The organism is Erysipelothrix amsterdamensis (genome assembly GCF_940143175.1).
Lineage (GTDB): Bacteria > Bacillota_I > Bacilli_A > Erysipelotrichales > Erysipelotrichaceae > Erysipelothrix > Erysipelothrix amsterdamensis.
Genome location: NZ_OW659496.1, coordinates 549,537 through 573,079 on the forward strand (window position 1 = coordinate 549,537; position 23,543 = coordinate 573,079).

The 23,543-nt window shown below is 37.0% G+C and carries 24 protein-coding genes; 18 read left to right on the top strand and 6 right to left on the bottom strand.

Annotated features, from left to right (window positions below):
- The first annotated feature begins 65 nt into the window (after positions 1-65).
- From fmt to hemW, 5 genes are read left to right on the top strand one after another with little or no spacing between them, the layout of a single operon-like run.
- Positions 66-992: a methionyl-tRNA formyltransferase gene (gene fmt, locus NMG63_RS02600; protein WP_254007395.1), complete on the top strand. Its 927-nt coding sequence runs from the start codon at positions 66-68 to the stop codon at positions 990-992.
- Positions 989-1,501, top strand: a complete 513-nt coding sequence (locus NMG63_RS02605) for an ECF transporter S component (RefSeq protein WP_254007396.1) — start codon at positions 989-991, stop codon at positions 1,499-1,501. The genes fmt and NMG63_RS02605 overlap by 4 nt, the downstream gene beginning before the upstream one ends.
- Positions 1,502-3,304, top strand: a complete 1,803-nt coding sequence (lepA, locus tag NMG63_RS02610) for a translation elongation factor 4 (RefSeq protein WP_254007397.1) — start codon at positions 1,502-1,504, stop codon at positions 3,302-3,304.
- Positions 3,297-3,557: a MazG nucleotide pyrophosphohydrolase domain-containing protein gene (locus NMG63_RS02615; protein WP_223246846.1), complete on the top strand. Its 261-nt coding sequence runs from the start codon at positions 3,297-3,299 to the stop codon at positions 3,555-3,557. The genes lepA and NMG63_RS02615 overlap by 8 nt, the downstream gene beginning before the upstream one ends.
- A complete protein-coding gene (hemW, locus tag NMG63_RS02620) occupies positions 3,547-4,647 on the top strand; it encodes a radical SAM family heme chaperone HemW (protein WP_013852701.1) in 1,101 nt (366 codons plus the stop codon). The genes NMG63_RS02615 and hemW overlap by 11 nt, the downstream gene beginning before the upstream one ends.
- Positions 4,648-4,984: 337 nt before the next feature.
- Here hemW and NMG63_RS02625 read toward each other — a convergent pair whose 3' ends face one another.
- The gene (locus NMG63_RS02625; protein WP_254007398.1) at positions 4,985-5,836 is read right to left on the bottom strand and encodes an NAD(P)-dependent oxidoreductase; all 852 of its coding nucleotides are present in this window, start codon (positions 5,834-5,836) and stop codon (positions 4,985-4,987) included.
- 69 nt (positions 5,837-5,905) lie between these two features.
- On the opposite strand from NMG63_RS02625, the gene NMG63_RS02630 reads away from it, so the two are divergent.
- The 3 genes from NMG63_RS02630 to pnp all read left to right on the top strand — a co-directional run bounded on the left by NMG63_RS02630 (position 5,906) and on the right by pnp (position 9,121).
- Positions 5,906-6,436, top strand: coding sequence for a hypothetical protein (locus NMG63_RS02630; protein ID WP_254007399.1), 531 nt, complete (start codon positions 5,906-5,908; stop codon positions 6,434-6,436).
- Between the two features lie 187 nt (positions 6,437-6,623).
- Positions 6,624-6,890: a 30S ribosomal protein S15 gene (gene rpsO / locus NMG63_RS02635; RefSeq protein ID WP_003773100.1), complete on the top strand. Its 267-nt coding sequence runs from the start codon at positions 6,624-6,626 to the stop codon at positions 6,888-6,890.
- 92 nt (positions 6,891-6,982) lie between these two features.
- Positions 6,983-9,121 (top strand): polyribonucleotide nucleotidyltransferase, encoded by a 2,139-nt coding sequence (gene pnp / locus NMG63_RS02640; RefSeq protein ID WP_254007400.1) that lies wholly within the window; start codon positions 6,983-6,985, stop codon positions 9,119-9,121.
- Between the two features lie 49 nt (positions 9,122-9,170).
- Here pnp and NMG63_RS02645 read toward each other — a convergent pair whose 3' ends face one another.
- From NMG63_RS02645 to NMG63_RS02660, 4 genes are all read right to left on the bottom strand, one after another.
- A complete protein-coding gene (locus NMG63_RS02645; RefSeq protein WP_254007401.1) occupies positions 9,171-10,220 on the bottom strand; it encodes an LLM class flavin-dependent oxidoreductase in 1,050 nt (349 codons plus the stop codon).
- Between the two features lie 199 nt (positions 10,221-10,419).
- Complete coding sequence (locus tag NMG63_RS02650) at positions 10,420-10,824, bottom strand: HIT family protein (RefSeq protein ID WP_254007402.1); 405 nt, start codon at positions 10,822-10,824, stop codon at positions 10,420-10,422.
- Positions 10,825-10,866: 42 nt separating this feature from the next.
- On the bottom strand, positions 10,867-11,742 hold the full coding sequence (locus NMG63_RS02655; protein WP_254007403.1) for a peptidylprolyl isomerase: 876 nt from the start codon (positions 11,740-11,742) through the stop codon (positions 10,867-10,869).
- The gene (locus tag NMG63_RS02660) at positions 11,742-12,710 is read right to left on the bottom strand and encodes a peptidylprolyl isomerase (protein ID WP_003773110.1); all 969 of its coding nucleotides are present in this window, start codon (positions 12,708-12,710) and stop codon (positions 11,742-11,744) included. The genes NMG63_RS02655 and NMG63_RS02660 overlap by 1 nt, the downstream gene beginning before the upstream one ends.
- A 151-nt stretch (positions 12,711-12,861) precedes the next feature.
- Between NMG63_RS02660 and sufC the strand changes: the two genes are divergently transcribed.
- The 10 genes from sufC to NMG63_RS02710 all read left to right on the top strand — a co-directional run bounded on the left by sufC (position 12,862) and on the right by NMG63_RS02710 (position 22,680).
- Positions 12,862-13,677 (top strand): Fe-S cluster assembly ATPase SufC, encoded by an 816-nt coding sequence (gene sufC, locus NMG63_RS02665; protein WP_254007404.1) that lies wholly within the window; start codon positions 12,862-12,864, stop codon positions 13,675-13,677.
- Positions 13,677-14,471: a SufD family Fe-S cluster assembly protein gene (locus NMG63_RS02670; protein WP_254007405.1), complete on the top strand. Its 795-nt coding sequence runs from the start codon at positions 13,677-13,679 to the stop codon at positions 14,469-14,471. Before sufC ends, NMG63_RS02670 begins: the two co-directional genes overlap by 1 nt.
- Complete coding sequence (locus NMG63_RS02675; RefSeq protein WP_254007406.1) at positions 14,459-15,670, top strand: aminotransferase class V-fold PLP-dependent enzyme; 1,212 nt, start codon at positions 14,459-14,461, stop codon at positions 15,668-15,670. The genes NMG63_RS02670 and NMG63_RS02675 overlap by 13 nt, the downstream gene beginning before the upstream one ends.
- A gap of 15 nt (positions 15,671-15,685) precedes the next feature.
- Positions 15,686-16,126 carry a Fe-S cluster assembly sulfur transfer protein SufU gene (sufU, locus tag NMG63_RS02680; RefSeq protein ID WP_123171700.1) on the top strand — a complete coding sequence of 147 codons (441 nt, stop codon included), beginning with the start codon at positions 15,686-15,688 and terminating at the stop codon, positions 16,124-16,126.
- Complete coding sequence (sufB, locus tag NMG63_RS02685) at positions 16,119-17,534, top strand: Fe-S cluster assembly protein SufB (RefSeq protein WP_254007407.1); 1,416 nt, start codon at positions 16,119-16,121, stop codon at positions 17,532-17,534. Before sufU ends, sufB begins: the two co-directional genes overlap by 8 nt.
- Positions 17,527-18,081 (top strand): 5-formyltetrahydrofolate cyclo-ligase, encoded by a 555-nt coding sequence (locus NMG63_RS02690; RefSeq protein WP_254007408.1) that lies wholly within the window; start codon positions 17,527-17,529, stop codon positions 18,079-18,081. The genes sufB and NMG63_RS02690 overlap by 8 nt, the downstream gene beginning before the upstream one ends.
- Positions 18,082-18,159: 78 nt before the next feature.
- Entirely contained in the window at positions 18,160-19,323 is a 1,164-nt protein-coding gene (locus tag NMG63_RS02695) for an MFS transporter (RefSeq protein ID WP_254007409.1), read from the top strand.
- 236 nt (positions 19,324-19,559) lie between these two features.
- On the top strand, positions 19,560-20,807 hold the full coding sequence (locus NMG63_RS02700) for a citrate lyase holo-[acyl-carrier protein] synthase (RefSeq protein WP_003773127.1): 1,248 nt from the start codon (positions 19,560-19,562) through the stop codon (positions 20,805-20,807).
- A 14-nt stretch (positions 20,808-20,821) separates the two neighbouring features.
- The gene (gene tyrS, locus NMG63_RS02705) at positions 20,822-22,072 is read left to right on the top strand and encodes a tyrosine--tRNA ligase (RefSeq protein WP_254007410.1); all 1,251 of its coding nucleotides are present in this window, start codon (positions 20,822-20,824) and stop codon (positions 22,070-22,072) included.
- Between the two features lie 17 nt (positions 22,073-22,089).
- Positions 22,090-22,680 carry a hypothetical protein gene (locus NMG63_RS02710; RefSeq protein ID WP_254007411.1) on the top strand — a complete coding sequence of 197 codons (591 nt, stop codon included), beginning with the start codon at positions 22,090-22,092 and terminating at the stop codon, positions 22,678-22,680.
- Between the two features lie 114 nt (positions 22,681-22,794).
- Here the strand turns inward: NMG63_RS02710 and rpsD are convergent, their stop codons facing one another.
- Positions 22,795-23,397 (bottom strand): 30S ribosomal protein S4, encoded by a 603-nt coding sequence (gene rpsD / locus NMG63_RS02715; RefSeq protein WP_123171693.1) that lies wholly within the window; start codon positions 23,395-23,397, stop codon positions 22,795-22,797.
- Positions 23,398-23,543 lie beyond the last annotated feature (146 nt).

The following is a 23,543-nucleotide window of genomic DNA, read 5'->3' on the forward strand; positions in this document are numbered from 1 at the left end:
AAATTTAGAATGAACGATGCACTTGTTTCAAGCACGTGTTATAATATGTGCTAGGATGTGATAATATGCGTGTTATGTTTATGGGAACAACACATTTTTCATGTGTTGTGTTACAACAATTATTAGATGATGGTTATGATGTCGTTGCGGTGGTAACGCAACCGGATCGACCTTTTGGTCGCAAGAAGGTACTAAAAGCGCCACCAGTTAAAGAATTAGCAATCGAGCATCAAATTCCAGTAATTCAACCAGTAAAAATTAAAGAATCAATTGATGATGTTCTAGCGTTTAAACCTGATTTAGTGGTTACTTGTGCCTATGGTCAAATTGTACCGAAAGCAATACTCGACTATCCAAAATTTCTTTGCTTGAATGTTCATGCTTCATTGCTTCCAAAATTTAGAGGCGGAGCACCGATACATTGGTCAATTATTCGTGGTGAAAAAGAGACGGGTGTAACGTTGATGCGAATGGATGTGGGTATGGACAGCGGTGATATGCTTTCATCTCGCAGTGTATCAATTGAAGATCAAGATATGATGGGTGATGTAGAGGCTAAATTAATGGAAGCTTCTAAAGTGCTTATTCGTGAGGATTTAAAATCTTATTTAGAAGGTAAGTTATCGTTTGTACCTCAAGATAAAGATCTTGTGACACTTGCTTATACGATTCAACGTGATGATGAGTTCGTTTCATTTATGAGACCTGTTACAGATGTCTACAATCATATTCGTGGTCTTATTCCATGGCCTGTTGGATATGGTGTCGTGGAAGGAATGAATGTTAAGTTTCATGGTGTGACCATGTGTAGTTCAACGCATGCTTATGAACCAGGGGAAGTTGTATCAGTCGATGAAGATGGACTTACAATTGCTTGTATCGGAGGTACCGTTACTATTTCTCTGATACAACCAGCAGGAAAACCGGTAACGTCTGCACATGATTTCGCAAACGGACTTGGTCGAAATTGGAAGGGGAAACGATTTGAATGAGAGAAAACTATGAAATAAAACGTACCCAAACTTTAGTCATGATCGGAATTGTTACAGGGCTTATTGCGACCGTAACATTAATCATTAAGATTCCTTCCGCAACTGGAGGGTATCTCAACTTGAGTGATTTTGTTATCATGGTCTCTCCAATAATGCTTCCACTTGGTGGTGCGATTTTCGCGGCAGGGGTGGGTTGTGCGCTTGCTGATATTGCAGGAGGCTATGCAGTCTACGCGATTTTCTCGCTTTTTATTAAAGCTGGAGAAGTTATAATTATTAAGCTTTTAGAACGCTATCTAGACACACGTCAACGATGGATTCCATTTTCACTTGCTGCACTGTGGATGATGACGATGTATGGGTTTGTTGCGGTTTTCTTAACAAAGAGCTGGCCATCATTTTTTGTGGCATTAAAAGGCGATTTGTTCCAAGGTGTTTTCGCAGTCATATTGGCGACAATTTTTTATCCAAGATTACAAAAACTAATGAAATATTTAAGAGGTAACTAAATGAATCAAAAAAATATTCGAAATTTTTCAATTATCGCTCATATTGACCATGGAAAATCAACATTAGCGGATCGTATTTTAGAACAAACGCATACTGTTGCTCATCGAGACATGCAAGCACAACTTCTGGATCAATTAGATCTTGAACGTGAGCGCGGCATTACAATTAAGTTAAATGCGGTACAACTTGCTTATCAGGCAAATGATGGCCAAGAGTATATTTTCCATTTAATTGATACTCCAGGTCACGTTGACTTTACCTACGAAGTGTCTCGATCACTTGCAGCGTGTGAAGGTGCCATTTTGATTGTGGATGCAACACAAGGTATTCAAGCACAGACGCTTGCGAATGCATATCTTGCAATTGAGAATGATCTTGAAATTATGGTTGTTATCAATAAAGTTGATTTGCCATCAGCAGATCCAGAACGTGTGAAGCGTGAAATTGAAGATGTTCTCGGAATTGATGCAAGCAACGCACCATTAATCAGTGCGAAAACAGGTCTAAATATTGACCAAGTGCTTGAAGGTATTGTTGCGCAAATTCCTGCACCGCAAGGTGATGTTGAAGCGCCACTTCAAGCTCTAGTCTTTGACTCAATTTACGATTCTTATCGTGGTGTAATTGCATTTGTAAACATTAAACAAGGTCAAGTTAAAGTTGGCGATGAGATTAAGTTTATGGCTTCAGGCGCAGTGTTTGAGGTTACTGAGTTAGGTGTACGTACACCTACTGAAATTAAAAAAGATAAACTTGTAACAGGTGAAGTTGGTTGGATTAGCGCAAGCATCAAATCAATTAAAGAAATTGGTGTAGGGGATACAATTACCTTGGCTGATAATCCAGCAGCCGAAGCGTTACCGGGTTATCGTAAATTAAACCCGATGGTTTATTGTGGACTTTATCCAATTGATAGTAAACGTTATACGGATTTGAGAGAAGCTTTGGAAAAAATGCAACTCAATGATTCTTCTCTTGTTTTTGAACCTGAAACATCACAAGCACTTGGCTTCGGATTCCGTTGTGGATTCCTTGGGTTGCTTCATATGGATGTTATCCAAGAACGATTGGAACGTGAATATCAATTTGATTTAATCGCAACAGCACCTTCGGTTGAATTCCATGTTTTCCTTACAAATGGGGAAATGTTAAAGCTGGATAATCCATCAAAAATGCCGATTTCAAATGTTATTGATCATGTTGAAGAGCCATTTGTAGAAGCGCAAATTATGGTGCCATCCGAGTATGTGGGTGCTGTTATGGAACTTTGTCAAAATAAACGTGGTATTTATGTTGATATGCAAACGATTGATGGTACACGCATGAACATTGTTTACCATCTACCACTTGTGGAAATTGTGTTCGATTTCTTTGATCGACTCAAATCAACAACACGTGGCTATGCATCGTTTGATTACGATTTTATCGGCTACCAACAATCTAATCTTGTGAAAATGGACATTCTTCTTAATGGAGAAATTGTCGATGCTCTTTCCACAATCGTGCATCGTGACTTCGCATTTAATCGCGGAAAAGCGATTACTGAAAAGCTTAGAACATTGATACCAAGACAACAATTTGAAGTTCCGATTCAAGCTGCGATTAACCAAAAGGTTATTGCTCGTTCTACCATTAAAGCACTTCGTAAAAACGTTATTGCGAAATGTTATGGTGGTGATATTTCTCGTAAGAAAAAACTTTTAGAGAAACAAAAAGAAGGTAAGAAACGCATGAAACAAGTAGGTTCTGTGGAAATACCTCAAGAGGCATTCATGTCTGTTCTATCAATGGATGATGAATAGTCACGTTTATAATCGCATCCAAGCGATGCGTAAACATTTTGGATGGGATAAAACAGACACCATCGAATTTATGACTGCGTGTGTCGTTGAAGAAGCACTCGAACTCAAAGAGAGTTTGGATGATGAAGAGAATTTCAAGAAAGAAATTGCGGATGTTTTAATGTATACGATTTCGATTTGCTTGGATCGAGACTATGATATTGAAGCGTTAATCAACGATAAAATTGATGAGGTGATGAAACGTGAGTACTAAAGCACTTTATGTCCATATCCCATTTTGTGATCATATTTGTGGGTATTGTGATTTTACGCGGTTTCACTACGCGCGACAAATTTCTGATCAATTTATGATTCGCTTGATCCAACAAATTAATACTTTACCAGGAGATTTGAAGACAATCTATGTTGGTGGCGGTACACCAACTTCTCTTGAAAATGATCAGTTAGAGGCATTACTTAAGGCCTTGAAACCGAAATTAGCGGATGAATACGAATGGACCTTTGAAGGTAACCCAGAAAATCTTACTGAGGAAAACGTACAGATGCTTCATGACTACGGTGTAAACAGAATGAGTTTGGGTGTTCAAACAACTCATGATGACTTACTTGAGAAAATTGGGAGACATCATAAATTCTATGATGTTGAAGTGGGTGTTAAGCTTTTACGAAAGATTGGTATTGAAAACATATCTTTAGACTTAATGTATGGACTGCCAGGACAATCCTTGGAAAGTTTTGAATCATCCATGCGTGATGTTATCGCCCTAAAACCTGATCATGTATCCATCTATGCTTTAACCGTTGAACCCAATTCGTTATTTGGAAGACGTGGTATTCAACCGGTACCGATTGAACTTGAAACAGAAATGTTTCTTTCTTGCATTCAATTAATGGAAAGTGCGGGCTATGAACAGTACGAAATTTCAAACTTCGCTCTACCCGGATCAAGAAGTCAACATAACCAAGTCTATTGGCGCTATGAAGATTTTTATGCGCTTGGGCCTGGATCAAGTTTAAAACATAATCATCAACGTAAAACATGGACGACAAAGCTTGGAATGTACCTCAAAGAGGATGCCTACCATGAAGTCATCGACTTAACGCTTGAAGATGAAATGTTTGAGTTTATGATGATGGGACTTCGTCTTAAAGATGGCGTAGCCTATTCAAGATTTCAAGAACGTTTCGGAGTGGCATTGGAGGATGTCTTCGCAGATGCCATTTCAGAAGGTGTTTCGCGAAAACTTCTCTACAAATCAGATGATGTTTTAAAAACTACTTTTGAAGGGTTTGTAATGTTAGATGATACATTACTGCCTTTTATGTCAATTTTAAATGATTAAAAAAACCTGTATGATTCCACCAATTTGGAATTTATACAGGTTTTTTATAAAGATACTAACACCAATACAATCGCAACAGCGATTAGCATAAGACACATACTGAGTCCAATCCATATAAGTTTCAAAAATTTTAATTCAAGTGCGTTTACACGCTTTGAAAGATGTTTATAAAGTCCAAACAGTAATGCATTTAGGCTACAAACCAATAGAATAACAAGTAAACTTATATTCATTGGAGTGAACTGTTCTTGTTTTAGATAAATATACACAAAGGCAATGAATGATAAAATTGCGGCTGTGATCAATACTAGAGTATTTCGATTACCTTTAAGCTTCATTATAATTGTTTAATATAATAATCGATAATGGCTTGTGTACCCATCTCGTCATACCCATTCTTACTTAGGGTTTCGTATATTTTACATACACTTTCCACAACTGGAAGGTATAAATTCTCTTTTTCATCCATCACAAGTTTTAAATCTTTGAGGAAATGTTTTAGATAAAATCCAGGTTCAAAGTCTTTTGAAATCATTTTAGGACCATTATTTGCAGCTTGCCATGAGGAAGCAGATCCACCGGTAATAACATTAAGCATGGTAGTCATATCGATCTGATGATGGTGTGCATAGTGTAATGCTTCTGCAGTACCCGCTAGAGCTCCTGCAATCGCTGTTTGATTTGCAAGTTTCGCATGTTGTCCATTACCATGTTTACCCATATAATTAATTGTTTTACCCATTACATTTAGAAGGGGTAAAACGTCATCAAAATCCGACTGTTCTCCACCCACCATGATTGAGAGTGTTGCATTTATTGCGCCTAAGTCTCCACCGGTGACGGGTGCATCAAGCATTCTGAATCCGTGTTCTTTTGCATCTCTTGCCAATGATTTCGCAAGTGAAGGTGATGATGTTGTCATATCCACCAAGAGACAACCTGGTTTCGCATGGTTCATGACTTCTTCAAAAACATCCTTTACATCACTTGGATACCCAACAATCGCAAAAACAACATCTGCATCATGCACTACTTCTTCAATCGTTTTACAGGCAGTTACCATGGGTTCCATTAGTTTAGCTTTTGAGAATGTTCGATTGTAAACTGAAACTGAATAACCCGCTTTAGCCAAATGCTCCGCCATGGGTTTTCCCATGACTCCTGTACCAATCCACGCTATTTTTTTCATATATATACCCTCCTTAAGTACCCTTAATTATACCATGCTTGTGCTATAATAATAAAAAAAGGGGGAACTATGAAATATAAAACGATGTTTTTGGGGCTTGTTGTGGTGGTTGCATTCGGAATCATGATTCAAGTGATGAATCCAAGCGCTGATCTTGTGCTTACCAAATACAATACCCTCGTTCTTTCAAAACGCCTTCAGACTCAAGATTTTCAATTAAATCGTGTTTTGATTCGTGATGGTACGATTGTTGAGAATAAAGTATTATTAAATCAAAATCGTCTTCAAGAAGAAAATGGTGGCGAAATACGACTCAATACGATTCAGTTTGAGTTATTGCCTGATAAGGTTGTTTTGGCGCTTGAGATGGCAAATAAGCGGGTTGTAACCGTCGAAGAACGAATTGATATCTCATTGGGTCCCAATTTATTTCTATTGAATGACAGCCTTGAAAGACTTGAATTTGGAGAGACGTATCTTCTTGCGTACGCTTCACAATCCATCTATCCTGATAGTATGACCCTAAGTGATCTATATACGCAGATCACAAATAATTCAAACATGGATGAATTTCTTGTTCTAACACTTCAATTTATTTAGAAGTAAGCTGTATGATATATAAACGAGTGGATAAAGACGTCGTTATATAATCTTGGACAAGGCGGTAAGGAATTTAACTTGCCTAACAGACATCAGTATGTTATTATTTATAGGCTTTATGACTGGGATATCCGTTTCCTCGACGATACTCTCGGTGATGAAGGTCTGAAAACAGGAGGATACATACATGTTATCAAAATCAGAAAAACAAGCAATCATGACTCAATATGCACGTCATGAAGGCGATACAGGTTCAGCAGAAGTTCAAGTAGCTGTTCTTACAGCAGAAATCAACTTGCTTACAGAACACATGAAAGAACACAAAAAAGATTTCCACTCAAACCGTGGTCTTCTTAAAAAAGTTGGACGTCGTCGTAATTTATTAACTTACCTACGTAACGAAGACATTAACCGTTACCGTGAATTAATCACAAGCCTAGGATTAAGAAAATAATAAAAAACATCAAAAGGAGCAGTTGCTCCTTTTTTGTTATATCAAATACGTATAGAATGTGTTAAAATTGAATAAGATATTGAGGTGAATCTATGAACAAGAGAGTATTTGAACTAGATTTTTGTGGAAAAAATCTAAAAGTTGAAACGGGAGAATTAGCGAAACAGGCTGGTGGGTCTGTTTTAGTGCGTTATGAAGATACTGTAGTATTATCAGCTGCAACTGCAAGTAAGAAAGCGAAAGATATCGATTTCTTCCCACTAACAGTTACATATGAAGAAAAATTATATTCAGTTGGTAAGATTCCAGGTGGATTTTTACGTCGTGAAGGGCGTCCAAGTGAACATGCAACATTAACATCACGTTTAATTGATCGTACAATTCGTCCATTGTTTGCGGAAGGATTCCGTAATGAAGTACAAGTTGTAAATACAGTATTATCTGTTGATCAAGACAGCGCACCCGATATGGCTGCAATGTTTGGAGCATCTTTATCTTTAATGGTATCCGATATTCCATTTGAAGGTCCTATTGCGGGAGTTACAGTAGGTTATATTGATGAAACATTTGTAATTAATCCAACCCTTGAAGAACAAGCAAAATCAAAAATGCATTTGATTGTTGCAGGTACTAAAGATGCTATTAATATGGTTGAAGCAGGTGCGGAAGAAGTTTCTGAAGAACTTATGCTTGAAGCGATGTTATTTGGTCATGAATGGATCAAACGATTGTGTGCATTCCAAATTGAAATTGCTCAAGAAGTAGCGAAAGAAAAAATGGAAGTTACGCTTTATGAAGTACCTTCTGAAATCGTTGAAGAAGTAGAAGCACTTGTAGGTAAAGACTTACGTGAAGCAGTCGCAATCCATGAAAAACTAAAACGTTATGGCATGATTGATGAACTTGAAGAAAAAGCTGTATTACATTTTGAAGCGAAATCATATGAAACAGAATCTGAAAAACATAAAACAGTGAAGTACGTAAAAGAAGTAACACACGGCATGGTTGCGGATGAAGTCCGTCGACTCATTTCGATTGAAAAAATTCGTCCAGATGGTCGTGGTGTTGATGAAGTACGTCCATTAAATGTTCAAATTGATTTATTAAGTCGTGTACACGGTAGTGGACTCTTTACACGCGGTGAAACTCAAGTACTCTCTGTTTGTACATTAGGTGCAATGGCAGATACTCAAATAATTGATGACTTATCCGATGTGGATTCAAAACGTTTCTTACATCATTATAATTTCCCACCATACAGTGTTGGTGAAACAGGCCGTATGGGTGCACCAGGACGTCGTGAAATTGGACATGGCGCTTTAGGTGAACGTGCTTTATCCTATGTAATTCCATCTGAAGAGGAATTCCCATATACAATTCGTTTAGTAGCGGAAGTTTTAGAATCAAACGGTTCTTCTTCACAAGCAAGTATTTGTGCAGGTTCATTAGCACTTATGGCAGCAGGTGTTCCAGTAAAAGCTGCAGTGAGTGGTATTGCTATGGGTCTTGTTCAATACGGAGATGATTATACAATCCTTACAGATATTCAAGGAATGGAAGATCATTTCGGTGATATGGACTTTAAAGTAGCTGGAACTAAAAAAGGGATTACAGCCCTACAAATGGATATTAAGATTAAAGGCTTATCCGAAGACATTTTACGCGAAGCATTAGCACAAGCGAAAACAGGTCGTGCGGAAATGATGGCTGCGATGGATGAAGTAATTTCAGAACCTCGTACCTTTGTTGGTGAATATGCACCTAAGATTGCGCAAATGAACATCAAACCGGACAAAATCCGTGACGTTATTGGTGCAGGTGGAAAAATCATTAACCAAATCATTGAAGAATGCAACGATGTTAAGATTGATATTGAAGATGACGGTCGTGTTGTAATTTACCATACAGATCAAGCGTCAATTGACAAAGCGAAAGCAATGATTGAAAATATCGTTCGTGTAGCTGCTGTTGGAGAAATTTACGATGCGAAAGTAGTACGTATTGAAAAATTCGGAGCATTCGTAAATCTATTCCAAGGTACTGATGCACTCTTACACGTTTCTAAGATGGATCATAACCGTGTTGAAAAACCAGAAGATGTCGTTAAATTAGGAGACATCGTTAAAGTTAAGGTTATGGAAATTGATGAAAAGGGACGCGTAAACGTATCCCGTAAAGCATTATTACCAAAACCAGAAGTTAAAAAAGAAGATGTAAAGTCTGCTGAATAATGAATTAAAGTTAAAAAAACATCAATCACAAGGATTGATGTTTTTTTTGTTATTTATCTTTAAAGTATTCACGAACCGCAGGAGCTACTTGAGTTCCAAACAATTCAATTGCGTGCATAACGTCTTCATGTTCCATGGAACCAATTGGTAAATGGAGCATGAATCGGTTAAGACCGAGATCTTCAATCATTTTGATGAGTTTGGTTGTTACTTCTTCAGGACTACCTACAAACATCGCGCCACCGGGTCCAGTTGCGATATCAAAATCTTGACGTCGATAATTTTGAACCCAATTTGAGCGGTCTTTCGCAATCTGTTCGATCAGCAATTTAGTTGGATAGAAGTATTTATCTTTTGCTTCTTGTGACGTATCTGCAATAAATCCCCACGAATGTGCGGCAACTTGCATTTGGTCTTTAGGGTATCCCATTTGTTTTCCAATTGCGTGATAGGCTTCGATGAGTGATTTAAAACGCAAGGGATTTCCACCTATGATTGCATAGGTAATCGGCAATCCTTGGCGGGCAATGTTAACGGTTGATTCCACATTTCCCCCTGTTGCGACCCAGATTGGGAGCTTTTCTTGTACAGAACGGGGGTAGATACCTGTATTATCAAGAGATTGGGTATGATTACCTTCCCAAGTAACTGTTTCATTTTCAACGATAGTACGAAGCATCTGTAGTTTTTCCGTAAATAAAGCTTCATAGTTCTTTAAATCGTAGCCAAACAGTGGAAAGGACTCTGTAAAGGAACCACGTCCTACCATCATCTCCGCACGACCGTTTGATAAAGCGTCGATCGTTGCGTATTGTTGGTACGCGCGTACTGGGTCAATGGATGAAAGAACAGTAACTGCAGAGCTCAAACGAATGTGTTTCGTATTTACGGCACCCGCAGCAAGAATAATTTCAGGTGCAGAAACTGCAAAATCAGCTCGATGGTGTTCCCCAATTCCATAAATATCAAGCCCTACGCGATCCGCAAGTTCAATTTCTTTTACGAGTTGACGAATACGTTCAGCATGAGAAGGGGCTATGCCTGTATTTTCAAGTGGTGTTGTTTCACCAAAGGTACTGATACCTAATTCAATTTTCATGGTAATTACTCCTTTTCTAAATATTGAAATACTTTTGAAGTCATAGAAAGCATTTTTTGAAATACGAATTTAAAATTACCTTATATGATCTAATTTGATTATATACTATGTAAATTATTCTTTTCAATGAGGATGACTTAGCGGTGCCTCATTAAAATAAAAAGTATTGATGTGTTGTGCATCAATACTTTGTTTATTTTTAAAGTGTAAGATTTTTTTCTTGAAAGATTTTAAAGACCTCATCAAGATCATGATTTTTTTGAAGGGGTACAAATTTTAATTCATCGGCATCGTATCGCGGAATTACATGCACATGATAATGCGGGACGGTTTGTCCACTTACTTCATTAGCGTTGGTTAAGATATTGACGCCGGTAGCACCAAAAGTTTCCATAAGTTTAAGTGAAAGCATCTGTGCGGTGCAGTTTACTTTGGAGACGACCTCAGGTGTCGCTGTCAGGACGGATTCTGTTGCTTGCTTTGGTACAACTAAGGTGTGTCCTTGAGTGGCTTGTGATATGTCTAAGAATGCGATGACATCCTCATCTTCCCATATTATTTTCGCGGGAATTTCTCGGTTGATAATTTTTTCAAACAGTGTCATAATAGACCTCCTTTACGATATTATAGCATAAAGAAAAGACGCTTATTTAGCGTCTTTTTCCTTTTGAATATTTAAGTATTGTGGGAATTTTTCGGCAACGGCGTCATAAACGTCTTTGTCGTAAATTTTAAATCCATTGTCAACAAAAAGTTGTGCAAGGTATTTATTTACGATGTCCTTTGATCCTACAAATGCTTCAATGGTTTCATCTTGATATCGACTTGCATCGATTTCAATAATTTGAACAATATATTTACTCTCATCACTTGCGTCACTAAGGACACCCGATAATGTTGGTTCCGTTGCATTTTTGAGTGCATCCGCAACTTCTTGAGGATATTGAACCGATTTCAATAAGTGTACTTTAGCACTTCCATCATAAGGAGAGCCTGTAACTTTGTAATCTTTTGCGACATCATCGAAGTTTTCACCTGCTTTAATTTTTTCAAGTGCTTCGTCTGCTTTTTCTTGATTTTCTAATTGCAGAATGCGTGCTTTACGCGGTGCATTTTCTGTAGTTAGTGCTTCAAAGTCTGTAATCATTTTTTCTTTAAGAAGATGTGTCATTTTGAGTTCTGGATAAACAGTTTGTGACATGAATGCATCAACACTCTCATAGCCACTTTGTTTTAAACGTTCCTCAAGTTGATCACCAAAGACTTCTTTAATTTCTTCAAGACGTTTGTCAGCTTCCGCTTTAACATCTTCATCCGCAACATTTTCAGTGATTTTGTTTTGTGCTGACTTAACAACAGTCATTCCGCCATCACTTTGCTTCATAACATCAAAGAGACGTTTAGAAGTAACTTTCTCATTACCAACAGAGAATATTTCTTCATCTGTGGAAATCATTGCACGTGCATCACTACATCCCGCAAGCATAAGCAATGCGAGGAGTGAAACTAGAAGTTTTTTCATTATTGATTACCTCCTAGACCCATAAATGCCATTAAATCTGCTTTAACGGATTCGTCTGCAAATTTAATATCTAAGCCTTCTGCTTTTTCCCAGATTGCTTGATATTGGATTTTAGGATTATTTGTTGATATTGCTTTTAAGAAATCTTTATCATATTTGATTTCTTCGAAAGAGTCTTGTTGAACTGTAATGCGATGACGACCGTATTGTGAAGTAACCCACCCAGTTGTTTCACCCTTCTTGATACTTGTAGCTCCCTCAATAAATTCAGGAACTAAACTTGATGTTTTATCCATATATCCGAGTAAACCGCCATTTTGGGCAGTTCCATCATCGGAAAATTCCATAGCAACATCACTAAAAGCTTTACCCTCTTTTAAAGCTGCATCAATTTTCTCCATCTTAGCTGTTTCTTCAGCTGTAGGATTTTTTGAATCGTCCATCTTGACAAGGATGTGACTTACAACACGAGGTTGTTTTTCTTCGACAAATGCTTTCGCATATTGATCGTAATTTGCTTCAAGGTAATCACCTAAAATGACATCAAGTTTATTTGAATTTTCGTAAAACTTGTTCATTTCATCAACACCTTTATAACCCAATGAAACAAGTGCCTTATTCAATTGTTCTAACCCAGCTGCACCATTTTGTGCAGAAACATTAGTTTTAACTGTCTCAGCTTCTTCTTTAGATTTCTTAACGATATCCTCAGTTGTTTCCATTGAATCAAGAACAGCACGTTCGAATAACTTGTAAATCTCGGCAGTTCCTTTTGATTCTAAGAGTTCATCATAGTATGCATCTGCAGTATAATCACTCCCAGCAACCTCATATATTACATCTTTACCGTCTACTTTTTTACCGCTCAAAACAGCGTTCATCTGTTCTTTAGTAAAATACCCGATACCGACAATCAGTACCAAACCTATAACGACGACAAACCAATATTTTTTTAAATTGTCAATCATTACAATCCTCCTTTTGTCTCATTAATTATAGGTTATTTAAGGGGTCAATGCAACACGTTACGAATACGTTTCGTGAGCGATGGTCGCCTTATTCGGATTAATCTTGTGCTATAATATATTAATTAAGATATAAGTAGAGGAAAGTGATAATATGGCACAATTAAGAATTGAAAATTTACATGTAGCAATTGAAGGAAAAGAAATACTCAAGGGTGTCAATCTTGTTGTTAATGAGAATGAAATCCATGCAATCATGGGACCCAATGGGAATGGGAAATCAACACTTCTTTCTGCTATCATGGGTCATCCCCGATATGAAATTACAGAGGGAACTGTTTTTGTAGATGATATCAATGTACTTGAACTCGAAGTTGATGAACGCAGTAAGCTTGGATTATTTCTAGGGATGCAATATCCACAAGAAGTCTCTGGAGTAACAAACTCTGATTTTTTAAAGTCCGCATTGAATGCACGTCGTGATACACCAATTGGTTTATTTGAGTTTGTAAAATCAATGGAAGGTAGTATTGACCGTCTTAAAATGAAAGAGGATCTTGCGCACCGTTTCCTCAATGAAGGATTTAGTGGTGGTGAAAAGAAACGTAATGAAATCTTACAAATGATTATGTTAGAACCGCGATTCGCAATGTTGGATGAAATTGATTCTGGACTTGATATTGATGCGCTTGCATTGGTCGCAAAAGTATTAAAAGAAGAACAAGATAAACAAAAAATGGGTCTGATTATTGTAAGTCACTATGAACGTTTCTTTGAATTGATTCAACCAACTCATACTCATATTATGATTGATGGACGAATTGTTTTAAGTTCTGATGAGACATTAGTACGTAAAATTGATCGTGAAGGATATGATTGGATCGAAGCAGACATTCAAAAAGAGAAAGATCCCAAGCGCCCAACTGTTCTTGGAACGTGTGCGGTGCGTGAAGCAATAGGTGATAAATAATGACAGCATTTACCTTGATGGAACCGATGAATTCAATCGTACTTGATATTAAAGGTGAAGAAAACGTGTCAATTACCATTCCGAAACAATCAAAGGGAACGCTCTATATTATTGCGAAAGGTAAGGGAACGCTACATCTGACAATCGATGTTTTAGACTATGCAAACTTTAAATATTTATGGATTAATCAAAGTGATGAAGCATTGGTTGTGAATGAGCATATTAAGTTGCATGAACACGCACAATTTGTTGCGAATTATGGTGAAATGAGTAAAGGAAACCATCAAAAACACACACATATTGAGTACCTCGGCATTGGAAGTCATTGCGAATTTAAAGGTGCAGTGATTGCTTTTAATAAGCTAAAATGGACGGTAAAAGCAGATCATCAAGCTCGGAAAAGTTATGCAATGGTTGAATGTAATGCCATTGTTCTAAACAAAGGAAGTTTAAATCTAGAAGTGATTGGTAGTATTTCAGAAGGCAATTCTGGTTCAGAGACCCATCAAATGAGTCGTATTATGAACCTTGGTGAAGAAGTACATGGTGTCGTGTATCCAATGCTGCTTATCGATGAAAATGATGTTGCTGCATCCCATGCTGCATCCGTTGGTCAACCCAATGAAGAACACATCTATTACCTGCAATCACGAGGATTGACACGTGAAGATGCACTACGTCTCATTATAATGGGATATCTCATGCCAATTGTTGATGCAATTGATGATGAAACAATTAAAACACAATTAAAAGAAGAAATTACGGAGAAGGTGAATACACAATGGATTCAATAAAAAAAGATTTTCCTTTTTTTAAACATCATCCAGATGTAAGTTATCTTGATAATGCTGCAACTGCATTAAAACCGCAGACGGTGATCGATGCCGTCGTTGATTATTATGAACGTCTTAGTTCCAACATTCATCGCGGAGATTATGACACCTCACTTGAAACCAGTAACCTCTATGAAGCTGTTCGAAAGAAAACGGCTCAGTTTATTAAAACAACGCCAGAGTCTATTATCTTCACATCGGGTGCGAGTGAATCCCTAAACCTCGTGGCAAGTGGTTACGCAAAGTATTACCTAAAAAAGGGGGATGTGGTCCTCTTAAATCAAGCAGAACATGCTTCAAACATTTTACCTTGGTATGCATTGGCTGATGAGGTCGGTTTTAGTGTTGAATTTATACCTTTAGATGATGCGGGACATATTACACTTGATATGCTTGAAAGTGCATTCCATGAGAACGTTAAAATTGTGTCAATGGCTCACGTTTCAAATGTCTTGGGATATGTTAATGATATTAAATCATTCGCAAAGTATACACATGATCATGGCGCGTTATTTTGTCTTGATGCCGCCCAATCAATTGGACATATGTCCATTGATGTTGTGGATTTAGATATAGACTTTATGGCTTTTTCAGCACATAAAATGCTTGGACCTACCGGTGTAGGGGTTCTTTATGCAAAACCTGAAATTCAAAATAAAATGTATCCCATTTCGCATGGTGGTGGCAGTAATGTTCGCTTTGATGCATGTGGTATGGTTGAACTTAAATCAGGTCCAGCGAAGTTTGAGGCAGGAACCCCAAATATCGAAGGGGTATTAGGATTTGGTGCAGCAATCGATTATTTAAATCGAATGGGTATGGAACGGATTCATGAGATAATCTTACCGCTTCATAAGCGTGCTTTGGATGCTTTAAATGCGATGGATCACATTACGGTTTACAATCAACATGCTGATATGGGGCTAATTACTTTTAGTGTTAAGGGTATTTTTGCTCAAGATGTTGCAGCTTATCTCAATCGAGAGGGTGTAAGCGTTCGTTCGGGTGAACATTGCGCTAAACTGATTAATGGTGCATTGAATATGGAAAAAAGTGTTCGTATTTCATTTTATTTTTATAATAATGATGCGGATGTTACAAAATTGATTAAAGCTTTAGAAACGATAACTTTAGAAAAGTGTATCGACCTTTATTTATAGATTTGGAGTGATAAAATGAATTATTTTGAAGATCCTCGTTTTCTTCGTCAATTAATTATGGACCATTATGAAAACCCACGGAATAAACGTACAGAAGAAGCATATCCAAAAAAACGTGTGAGTACGGATTCATGCATTGATGACTTAACCATTCAAGCGTCTATTAAAAATGGTGTTATTGAAGATGTTTGTTTTGATGGTCAAGCTTGTACGATTGCAACTTCCGCAGCTTCTATTATGACGGAACTTGTGAAAGGGAAGACTGTAGCAGAGGCTGATAAGATTATTGCAGAATACAATCGCATGATTCATTTGGAATCGTTTGATGAACAATTGCTTCAAGAAGCTGTTGCTTTTAAAAATGTTGGACGCCAAGCGAATCGGATTACCTGTGCAACCTTAGGATGGCGTGGTTTGACGGATATTATTGAAGAAAGTAGGGAGAACGATGAGTGAAGAAAAAATGGATGATCGCGATCGATTACCAAACGAAGAGTATCAATATGGATTTCATGATGATGTTGAAGGGATTGTAGCGTTTGATAAGGGTTTGAATGAATCGGTTGTACGTGAAATTTCACGACTTAAAAATGAACCGGAGTGGATGCTTGAAATCCGTTTAAAGGCATATCAATCGTTTATGGAGCAAAAGATGCCTTCATGGGGAGCGGATCTTTCCAAAGTGAATTTTGATGAATATATCTATTTCTTAAGAGCCAGTGACCAAGTTGAACGCAGTTGGGATGATGTGCCTCAAGAAATTCGTAATACTTTTGATCGATTGGGCATTCCTGAAGCGGAAGCAAAGTATTTATCAGGTGTCGCGACTCAGTATGATTCGGAAGTTGTTTACGCAAGTATGCTTCAAGAAGTTGAGTCCAAAGGGGTATTGTTTTTTGATATGGATACAGGATTACGAGACTATCCAGAAATTGTAAAGCAGTATTTTGGAAAACTTGTACCTTATAATGATAATAAGTTTGCGGCACTCAATACGGCCGTATGGTCAGGTGGTTCGTTCATATACATCCCTAAAGGTGTGACACTTGATAAACCGCTTCAATCCTATTTTAGAATTAATGCCGAGCAAATGGGACAGTTTGAACGTACAATGATTATTGTAGATGAAGGCGCAGATGTTCATTATGTTGAAGGATGTACGGCCCCAATCTATAAAAAAGATGCGATGCATGCTGCGGTGGTTGAGATCTTTGTTCATAAAAATGCGAAGTGTCGTTATACCACCATTCAAAACTGGTCATCGAACGTTTATAATTTAGTTACAAAACGTGCTCAGGTGGAGGCACATGGAATGATGGAATGGATTGATGGTAATATCGGAGCCTATATTACTATGAAATATCCTTCTTGTGTTTTAGTTGGGGAATATGCGAAGGGTATGACCATTTCAATCGCAGTGGCGGGCGCTAACCAGTGGCAAGATGCCGGCGCTAAAATGATTCATAAAGCCCCGAATACTCAAAGTACAATTATCTCAAAATCTGTATCACGAAATGGGGGTACAGTGAATTATCGAGGTATCGTACATCATGATAAAAACGCTCTAAATGCGAAAACAAAAATAGAATGTGATACCTTAATTCTGGATCAACTTTCTATGAGTGACACAATGCCTGTAAATGTTGTGGACACGAATGCATCGATTATTGAACACGAAGCGCGTGTCTCGAAAATTTCAGAAGAGGAACTTTTCTACCTTATGAGTCGTGGTTTAAGTGAAGAGCAAGCATCTGAAACCATTATTATGGGATTTCTAGAACCTTTTACCCGAGAACTTCCTATGGAATATGCGGTAGAATTAAATCAACTGATGAAAATGGAGATGGAAGGTTCTGTTGGATAAAAAAAAGATTGCTCAAGGTGTCTTAGAAAAGCGCAAGCAATACGATGTGCTCATGCGTGCTCCTTGGGATAAGGCAATTCATAATGCTGTTATTGATCGTTTAGAAGGCCATCAAACAATAGCTCTTTATGCCGCATTTAATCATGAAGTCGATACTTACGGTATTATGGAAACGTTATTTTGGGATGATCAGTATACGATTTGCTTACCTAAAATTAAGGGTGATACTATGGATTTTTATGTCATAACAGGGTTTGATCAACTACAACCTGGAGTGATGGGAATTTTAGAACCTACAAGTAATCAAAGTGTTTCAGCTGATGAAATCGATGTGGTTGTCCTACCAATGCTTGCTTTTAATAAAAACGGCTATCGAATCGGTTATGGTGGTGGTTATTACGATCGCTTTTTAGCGGAAGTGAGTCCAGTAAAAATAGGAATCGCTTACTCATTTCAGGAAACTGAAGTTCTTTTTCAAGAAGACCATGATATCCGATGTGATGTTATTATTACCGAAAACAACATTTTCAACCCTAATCTCGATTAGGCTTTTTTATAACTTAATTGGTATAAACTTTAGAGAATAAAATGCTATAATAAAGTTTAGAGTATATGAGGTATAAAAATGTCTAATAAAACAAAAGTTTTTAATTTTAGTGCTGTTATGTTTTTGATGTATGCTTCACATGGATTGTTGTTTCCGCAAGTGGTACCCTTTCTCACTGATTTGGGTTATTCAGCATCACAACGGGGACTCATTCTTTCTTTTCTTGCTATTATTGCCATGGTCGGGCAAATTTTATCAGGGTATTTATGTGACCGATATGGGACGATTAAGCGCTTCTTTATCTATGGAACGTTTATTCTTGCGGCTACAGGAATGCTCTCCTATTGTGTTAATATTCATAATTTCTATTATCACTTTTTTTTAGTAGGGACGATGGCTGGTGTTGTTCGAATACTCTCGAATTTATTTGAAACATGGGTTCTTGAGGTGGATGGGATCTATCATCAGTTCAGTTTTATACGTAGTTTTGGTTCACTCGGATGGGCCTTAGCATCGCTGGTCTCAGGTTTTTTTATTCATCGTTATGGTTATCCATCACTGGGCTATCTTTCAGGAATTCTAAGCTTTGTTGTCATCTTTTATTCCTTCAAACTTGAGGATGCTACAAAGCAAAAAAATGAGAGCGTGGCGACAGCTTTAAGTTTGAAAGATTTAAAAGTGCTCTTTACCAATAAACGTTATATGTATTTGGTTGTTGTGTTTACCTTGACTTATTTTGTTATGAATGTAGACTCGATTACGATTACAGACTATATCTTTCATCTCGGTGGGAATGCCCAAGATGTGGGTGTTAAATGGTTTGTGGAAGCGTTGAGTGAGATTCCACTGATGTTAGTGGGGGGCGCTCTACTGAAAAAATATGGTGGTAAAAACTTAATGGTTTTTTCCAGTATAATCATGATTATTCGAATGGTAACTTATGGTATGGCAACATCGGTATTTCAAATTATTGTACTTTCAACACTTCAAGCGATCACATTCCCATTAATTCTTGTTGCGCAAAAGGATTTAATTTTTAGAGAATCACCAAGTCACTTACGATCAACTACGCAGATGTTTTCAATCTCAATGAGTATTGGTTTCTCTGCGATTATTACACCGCTTGTATCTGGAATCCTTGTCGAACGCATGCCCATCCAAATCGTTATTTTTATTTTCGGGGTGATCATGATTGTTCCAACTATCATGATTTCAATCTTTAAACCAGCTCACACAAATTAACACAGTTTCTGCGAATTCTAACCACAATGTTTTTGTATTCTATATACGTAAACAAATTGTTTACAATGACTATATTTTCTTCTCCTTAAAAATAAATATGGTTACAGATTTCCCTTGTTAAATAATATTTTTCCGAAAAAAAGGCGTATTGCCTTTTTTTTATGGCTCTTTGAGTTTTACATTACCTTAAACGATGATTTCATGGTAGAATATTATATGTTGAAAGAGGTATTATTATGAATATTGTTCAATTAACATCTGAATCAATTCGTGAGTTACGTGAGAAGCGTAATGGTATCATGAAAAGTATGATTGAAGGGCAGGATGGTTCCCTCCTTGTTTTAGGTGGGTCTTTTGCGGGGGAAGAACGCCAACGTAACATTGTGTCTTATGCAGTATTCACCATCTTTTTTGAGCTTTGGGAACGATTTAATATGGAGTCTTGGTCGTATACGTTTGATGAAGAAGGTCTTATGTTCTACATCAAGCTTGATGAAAGCGCAAAAACGGTCAAAGATATTTTGGTTCACTACGAAGATCACCATCCATTAGGTTTTGCAATTGATAGTGATGTATTCGATTGTGATCAAAAGTGGACCCGTGAGGCGCTGGGTTATAAAAATAGACTTGATGATTATTATAAGTCCTCGCTTGAAGAATTGATGAATGATATTGTAGAAGATCCAAAATACATTGATAATTATACAAAACGTGTTGAAGGTTATATTGTAAAAGGTGATAAACAGACAATTCTGTCAAACATCTTAGTTTATGGTTATGTGAGTTCATTTACAAAAACAATGGGATTTGGTATGTATGGCCCGAATTATCGTGGCAGTAATGAACAAATGAATTTTGAGAAATTTATTCATCTTGTTCGTACTTATAAAGATGAAATGCAACGAATCTTTTCTGTTAATAGCACAAGTACGGTTGATATTGCCCGATTCCAAAACGAGGTTGAAACAAAAATTCAACGTGCCGTTTTAAATCAGCAATCCTACCACTATACCGTATTCATTACCAGCACAGTAATGTTTGCTTTTATAAATTCACGTGGCTATGCGGATATAACGAAACAAATTAAAAAAATTAGTGAAGGGTTCACTCAAAATAATATGTTTACTGAGGAACCAAAACGATATGAGATTTTAAACAATGGTATGCGTGAAGTGTTTAACCAATACGTACCATTTTTACAAAAAAACAAATCGATTACATCAACGTTACTCTATATTATGAGTCGTCATGATGATCAAGCGGTTTTAATGCATAATGGTGAGCAAGCATTATTAAAAACACAGTTTTTAGCTAAGAACTTGATTTTTAAAGAAGATAAGTGGGCTGAACTTGATAAGTTTTGTGCTTCAGGATATATCTATCCCCATGATGCAACAACACTTCTAGCAGTCACATGCATGCTGGATATTATGCAACGTTATTATTTAAAAATTAAAATGTTATTTGATACACAAGAAAAATAAAGGTGGAAAAGAAAATGAATTTTTTAGAAGAATTAAACTGGCGTGGTCTTGTTAAGGATGTTACCAATTATGAAGCGTTGGAAAAACGATTAGAACAACCGATTACGCTTTATTGTGGGTTTGATCCAACTGCGGATTCACTCCATGTCGGTCATCTTCAACAATTAATTTTATTAAAACGTTATCAAATGCAAGGTCATAAGCCTATTGCATTAGTTGGTGGCGCTACAGGTATGATTGGTGATCCACGTCCTACTACAGAACGTTCAATGCTTAATGATGCGGATTTACAGAAAAACGTAGATGGAATTGGTGCACAAATTGAACGCATTTTATCGAGTGATAATAATCCCGTGACCATCGTAAATAATCGTGATTGGTTGGGCGGGCTTACCGTTTTAGATTTCTTGCGTGATTATGGTAAATTTTTTAGCGTAAGTAACATGTTAGCGAAAGATACCATTGCGAAGCGTTTAAGTACAGGAATTTCTTTTACGGAATTCTCTTATACAATTCTACAATCCATTGACTTCTTACATTTATACAAAAACTATGGTATTGAACTACAAATTGGTGGTTCGGATCAATGGGGAAACCTTGTAAGTGGTGCAGACTTAATTCGTAAGGTTGAAGGACCGGAAGCGGAAGTATTTGGTATTACCTCACACTTAATCATGAAATCAGACGGAACAAAGTTTGGTAAGAGTGAAGGACAAAATATCTGGTTGGATGAAAACCGTACGGATGCTTATAGCTTCTACCAATTCTTTATTAATACAAGTGATGACGATGTGATTGATTTCCTAAAACGTCTTTCATTCAAGAGTGTTGAAGAAATCCAAGCAATTGAAGCTTCATTTATTAAAGAACCTCATTTAAGACTTGCGCAAAAAGAACTTGCGAAAGAATTAACGGAAGTGGTTTTTGGTAAAGAAGGTCTTGCGATGGCAGAACGTGTAACCAATGCACTCTTTTCAGGAAATGTTCAAGAGTTAACTGTTGATCAAATCCGTCAAGTATTTGCAGACAGTGCGTCCATCGAAGTATCTGCAGATGAAAATATTGTTGAGTTATTAGTGAATACAAAAGTATGTCCAAGTAAGCGCGAAGCACGTCAACTGATTGAAGGTGGCGCAATTCGTGTTAATGGTGAAGTTGTAAATGATACGAATTTTGTCATTTCAAAAGACAATGCAATTGGTAAAGAAGTAACTGTGATACGAAGAGGTAAGAAAACGTATCATATCTTTAATCACACAAACTAAATCGTAAGAGGTATAATATGAAAAAACTATTTTTGGTACTCTTGAGCATGATGTTATTAACAGGATGTTCAGTGAATGAAAAAAAACTCTATACTGAAAAACTAAAACGGTATGAGTCTTATTGGAATGCAATTAATGATAATGACCGTTTTGTAGAGTCATCACGTTTCTTTGATATTTCCGCTACAATCGAAAAACATGAGGATCTCTATGTATATGGTGTTGTTGTTGATAAACCGAAGATTGCAATGTATGGCGTGGAAATTGTTGTGTTAGAAAACAATGAAGATTATCATGCCGATAAAATGATGCCAACTGCGGGTATTTTTGATTCAGAATATAATTTAGTTCCAGGGCAAGTACGTAAGGATCGCAACTATATGGGTGGGATTAGTCTTGCGGGTGAAGTTGATGTCCCTGAAGTTACTCTGAATGTTCTTGTTTCATGGCGGAATAATACTAAACTTGAGACACAACGTGAATTTGTTCAGTTTAAGTTGAAATATGAGGAACCGAAAAAAGAGGAATCAAAATCCAATAAAGATGATTCAAAAAAAGAGGAACCTAAAAAAGAAGTAGTAGATCAAACCGATAAAGACGATGAATAACGTTACGATTAGATGTAAAAAACCATTCTGAATATTAGAATGGTTTTTTTTGTGCTCAAACAGAGCGAAAATAAAAAAAACTCCCTCATTGAGGAAGTTTTAGGGTTATGAAGATTAACGGTTGTAGAATTCAACTACTAATGCTTCATTAATTTCTTGGTTTAATTCACTACGTTCTGGTAAACGTTTGTATTCACCTTTGAATTTATCTTTGTCAAATGTAACATAATCAACCATTGATACGTTAGCTTCTAATGCATCTTTGATTGCTGCCATTGAACGTGAAGATTCTTTAACTTCAATTGTTTGACCTGGTTTTACAATGTATGAAGGAATATCAACTTTTTTTCCATCTACTAAGATATGACCATGATTAACTAATTGACGAGCTCCACGACGTGTGCGTGATAAGTTCATGCGGTATACAACGTTGTCTAAACGTGATTCTAACATGAATAAGAAGTTGTGACCTGCAACACCTTCAAGTTTTGAAGCTTTTTTGAATGTGTTATAGAATTGTTTTTCAGTAACTCCATATGTATAACGAATACGTTGTTTTTCACGTAATTGTAAACCGTAGTTTGATAATTTTGGACGACGTGCTTTACCGTGTTGTCCTGGTGCATAATCGCGACGTTGTAGCTCTTCACCTGTTTCAAGGATTGAGAAACTTAAACGACGTGCTTTTTTCCAAACTGGACCTTTAATTCTTGCCATAGTAATGACCTCCTAATATGTCATTAGCGAGTTCCGCAAATTATTATTAGTTGAGTTTATCTATAATCGTTTCCCTGTACAGCGTAGGTACTTTGATTCCTGCCGCGGGATAAACACGTGGCTAATAACTTTGCGTGCTGCACTAA

Excerpts from the sequence above, each read along its gene's own strand:
- lepA (WP_254007397.1), top strand. The coding sequence starts at position 1,502 with ATGAATCAAAAAAATATTCGAAATTTTTCAATTATCGCTCATATTGAC.
- sufU (WP_123171700.1), top strand. The coding sequence starts at position 15,686 with ATGAATTATTTTGAAGATCCTCGTTTTCTTCGTCAATTAATTATGGAC.
- tyrS (WP_254007410.1), top strand. The coding sequence starts at position 20,822 with ATGAATTTTTTAGAAGAATTAAACTGGCGTGGTCTTGTTAAGGATGTT.
- NMG63_RS02655 (WP_254007403.1), bottom strand. The coding sequence starts at position 11,742 with ATGAAAAAACTTCTAGTTTCACTCCTCGCATTGCTTATGCTTGCGGGA.
- NMG63_RS02605 (WP_254007396.1), top strand. The coding sequence starts at position 989 with ATGAGAGAAAACTATGAAATAAAACGTACCCAAACTTTAGTCATGATC.
- sufB (WP_254007407.1), top strand. The coding sequence starts at position 16,119 with ATGAGTGAAGAAAAAATGGATGATCGCGATCGATTACCAAACGAAGAG.
- NMG63_RS02675 (WP_254007406.1), top strand. The coding sequence starts at position 14,459 with ATGGATTCAATAAAAAAAGATTTTCCTTTTTTTAAACATCATCCAGAT.
- NMG63_RS02700 (WP_003773127.1), top strand. The coding sequence starts at position 19,560 with ATGAATATTGTTCAATTAACATCTGAATCAATTCGTGAGTTACGTGAG.
- NMG63_RS02630 (WP_254007399.1), top strand. The coding sequence starts at position 5,906 with ATGAAATATAAAACGATGTTTTTGGGGCTTGTTGTGGTGGTTGCATTC.
- NMG63_RS02670 (WP_254007405.1), top strand. The coding sequence starts at position 13,677 with ATGACAGCATTTACCTTGATGGAACCGATGAATTCAATCGTACTTGAT.
- NMG63_RS02710 (WP_254007411.1), top strand. The coding sequence starts at position 22,090 with ATGAAAAAACTATTTTTGGTACTCTTGAGCATGATGTTATTAACAGGA.
- NMG63_RS02615 (WP_223246846.1), top strand. The coding sequence starts at position 3,297 with ATGAATAGTCACGTTTATAATCGCATCCAAGCGATGCGTAAACATTTT.
- NMG63_RS02625 (WP_254007398.1), bottom strand. The coding sequence starts at position 5,836 with ATGAAAAAAATAGCGTGGATTGGTACAGGAGTCATGGGAAAACCCATG.
- sufC (WP_254007404.1), top strand. The coding sequence starts at position 12,862 with ATGGCACAATTAAGAATTGAAAATTTACATGTAGCAATTGAAGGAAAA.
- rpsO (WP_003773100.1), top strand. The coding sequence starts at position 6,624 with ATGTTATCAAAATCAGAAAAACAAGCAATCATGACTCAATATGCACGT.
- NMG63_RS02660 (WP_003773110.1), bottom strand. The coding sequence starts at position 12,710 with ATGATTGACAATTTAAAAAAATATTGGTTTGTCGTCGTTATAGGTTTG.
- rpsD (WP_123171693.1), bottom strand. The coding sequence starts at position 23,397 with ATGGCAAGAATTAAAGGTCCAGTTTGGAAAAAAGCACGTCGTTTAAGT.
- fmt (WP_254007395.1), top strand. The coding sequence starts at position 66 with ATGCGTGTTATGTTTATGGGAACAACACATTTTTCATGTGTTGTGTTA.
- NMG63_RS02695 (WP_254007409.1), top strand. The coding sequence starts at position 18,160 with ATGTCTAATAAAACAAAAGTTTTTAATTTTAGTGCTGTTATGTTTTTG.
- NMG63_RS02645 (WP_254007401.1), bottom strand. The coding sequence starts at position 10,220 with ATGAAAATTGAATTAGGTATCAGTACCTTTGGTGAAACAACACCACTT.
- pnp (WP_254007400.1), top strand. The coding sequence starts at position 6,983 with ATGAACAAGAGAGTATTTGAACTAGATTTTTGTGGAAAAAATCTAAAA.
- NMG63_RS02650 (WP_254007402.1), bottom strand. The coding sequence starts at position 10,824 with ATGACACTGTTTGAAAAAATTATCAACCGAGAAATTCCCGCGAAAATA.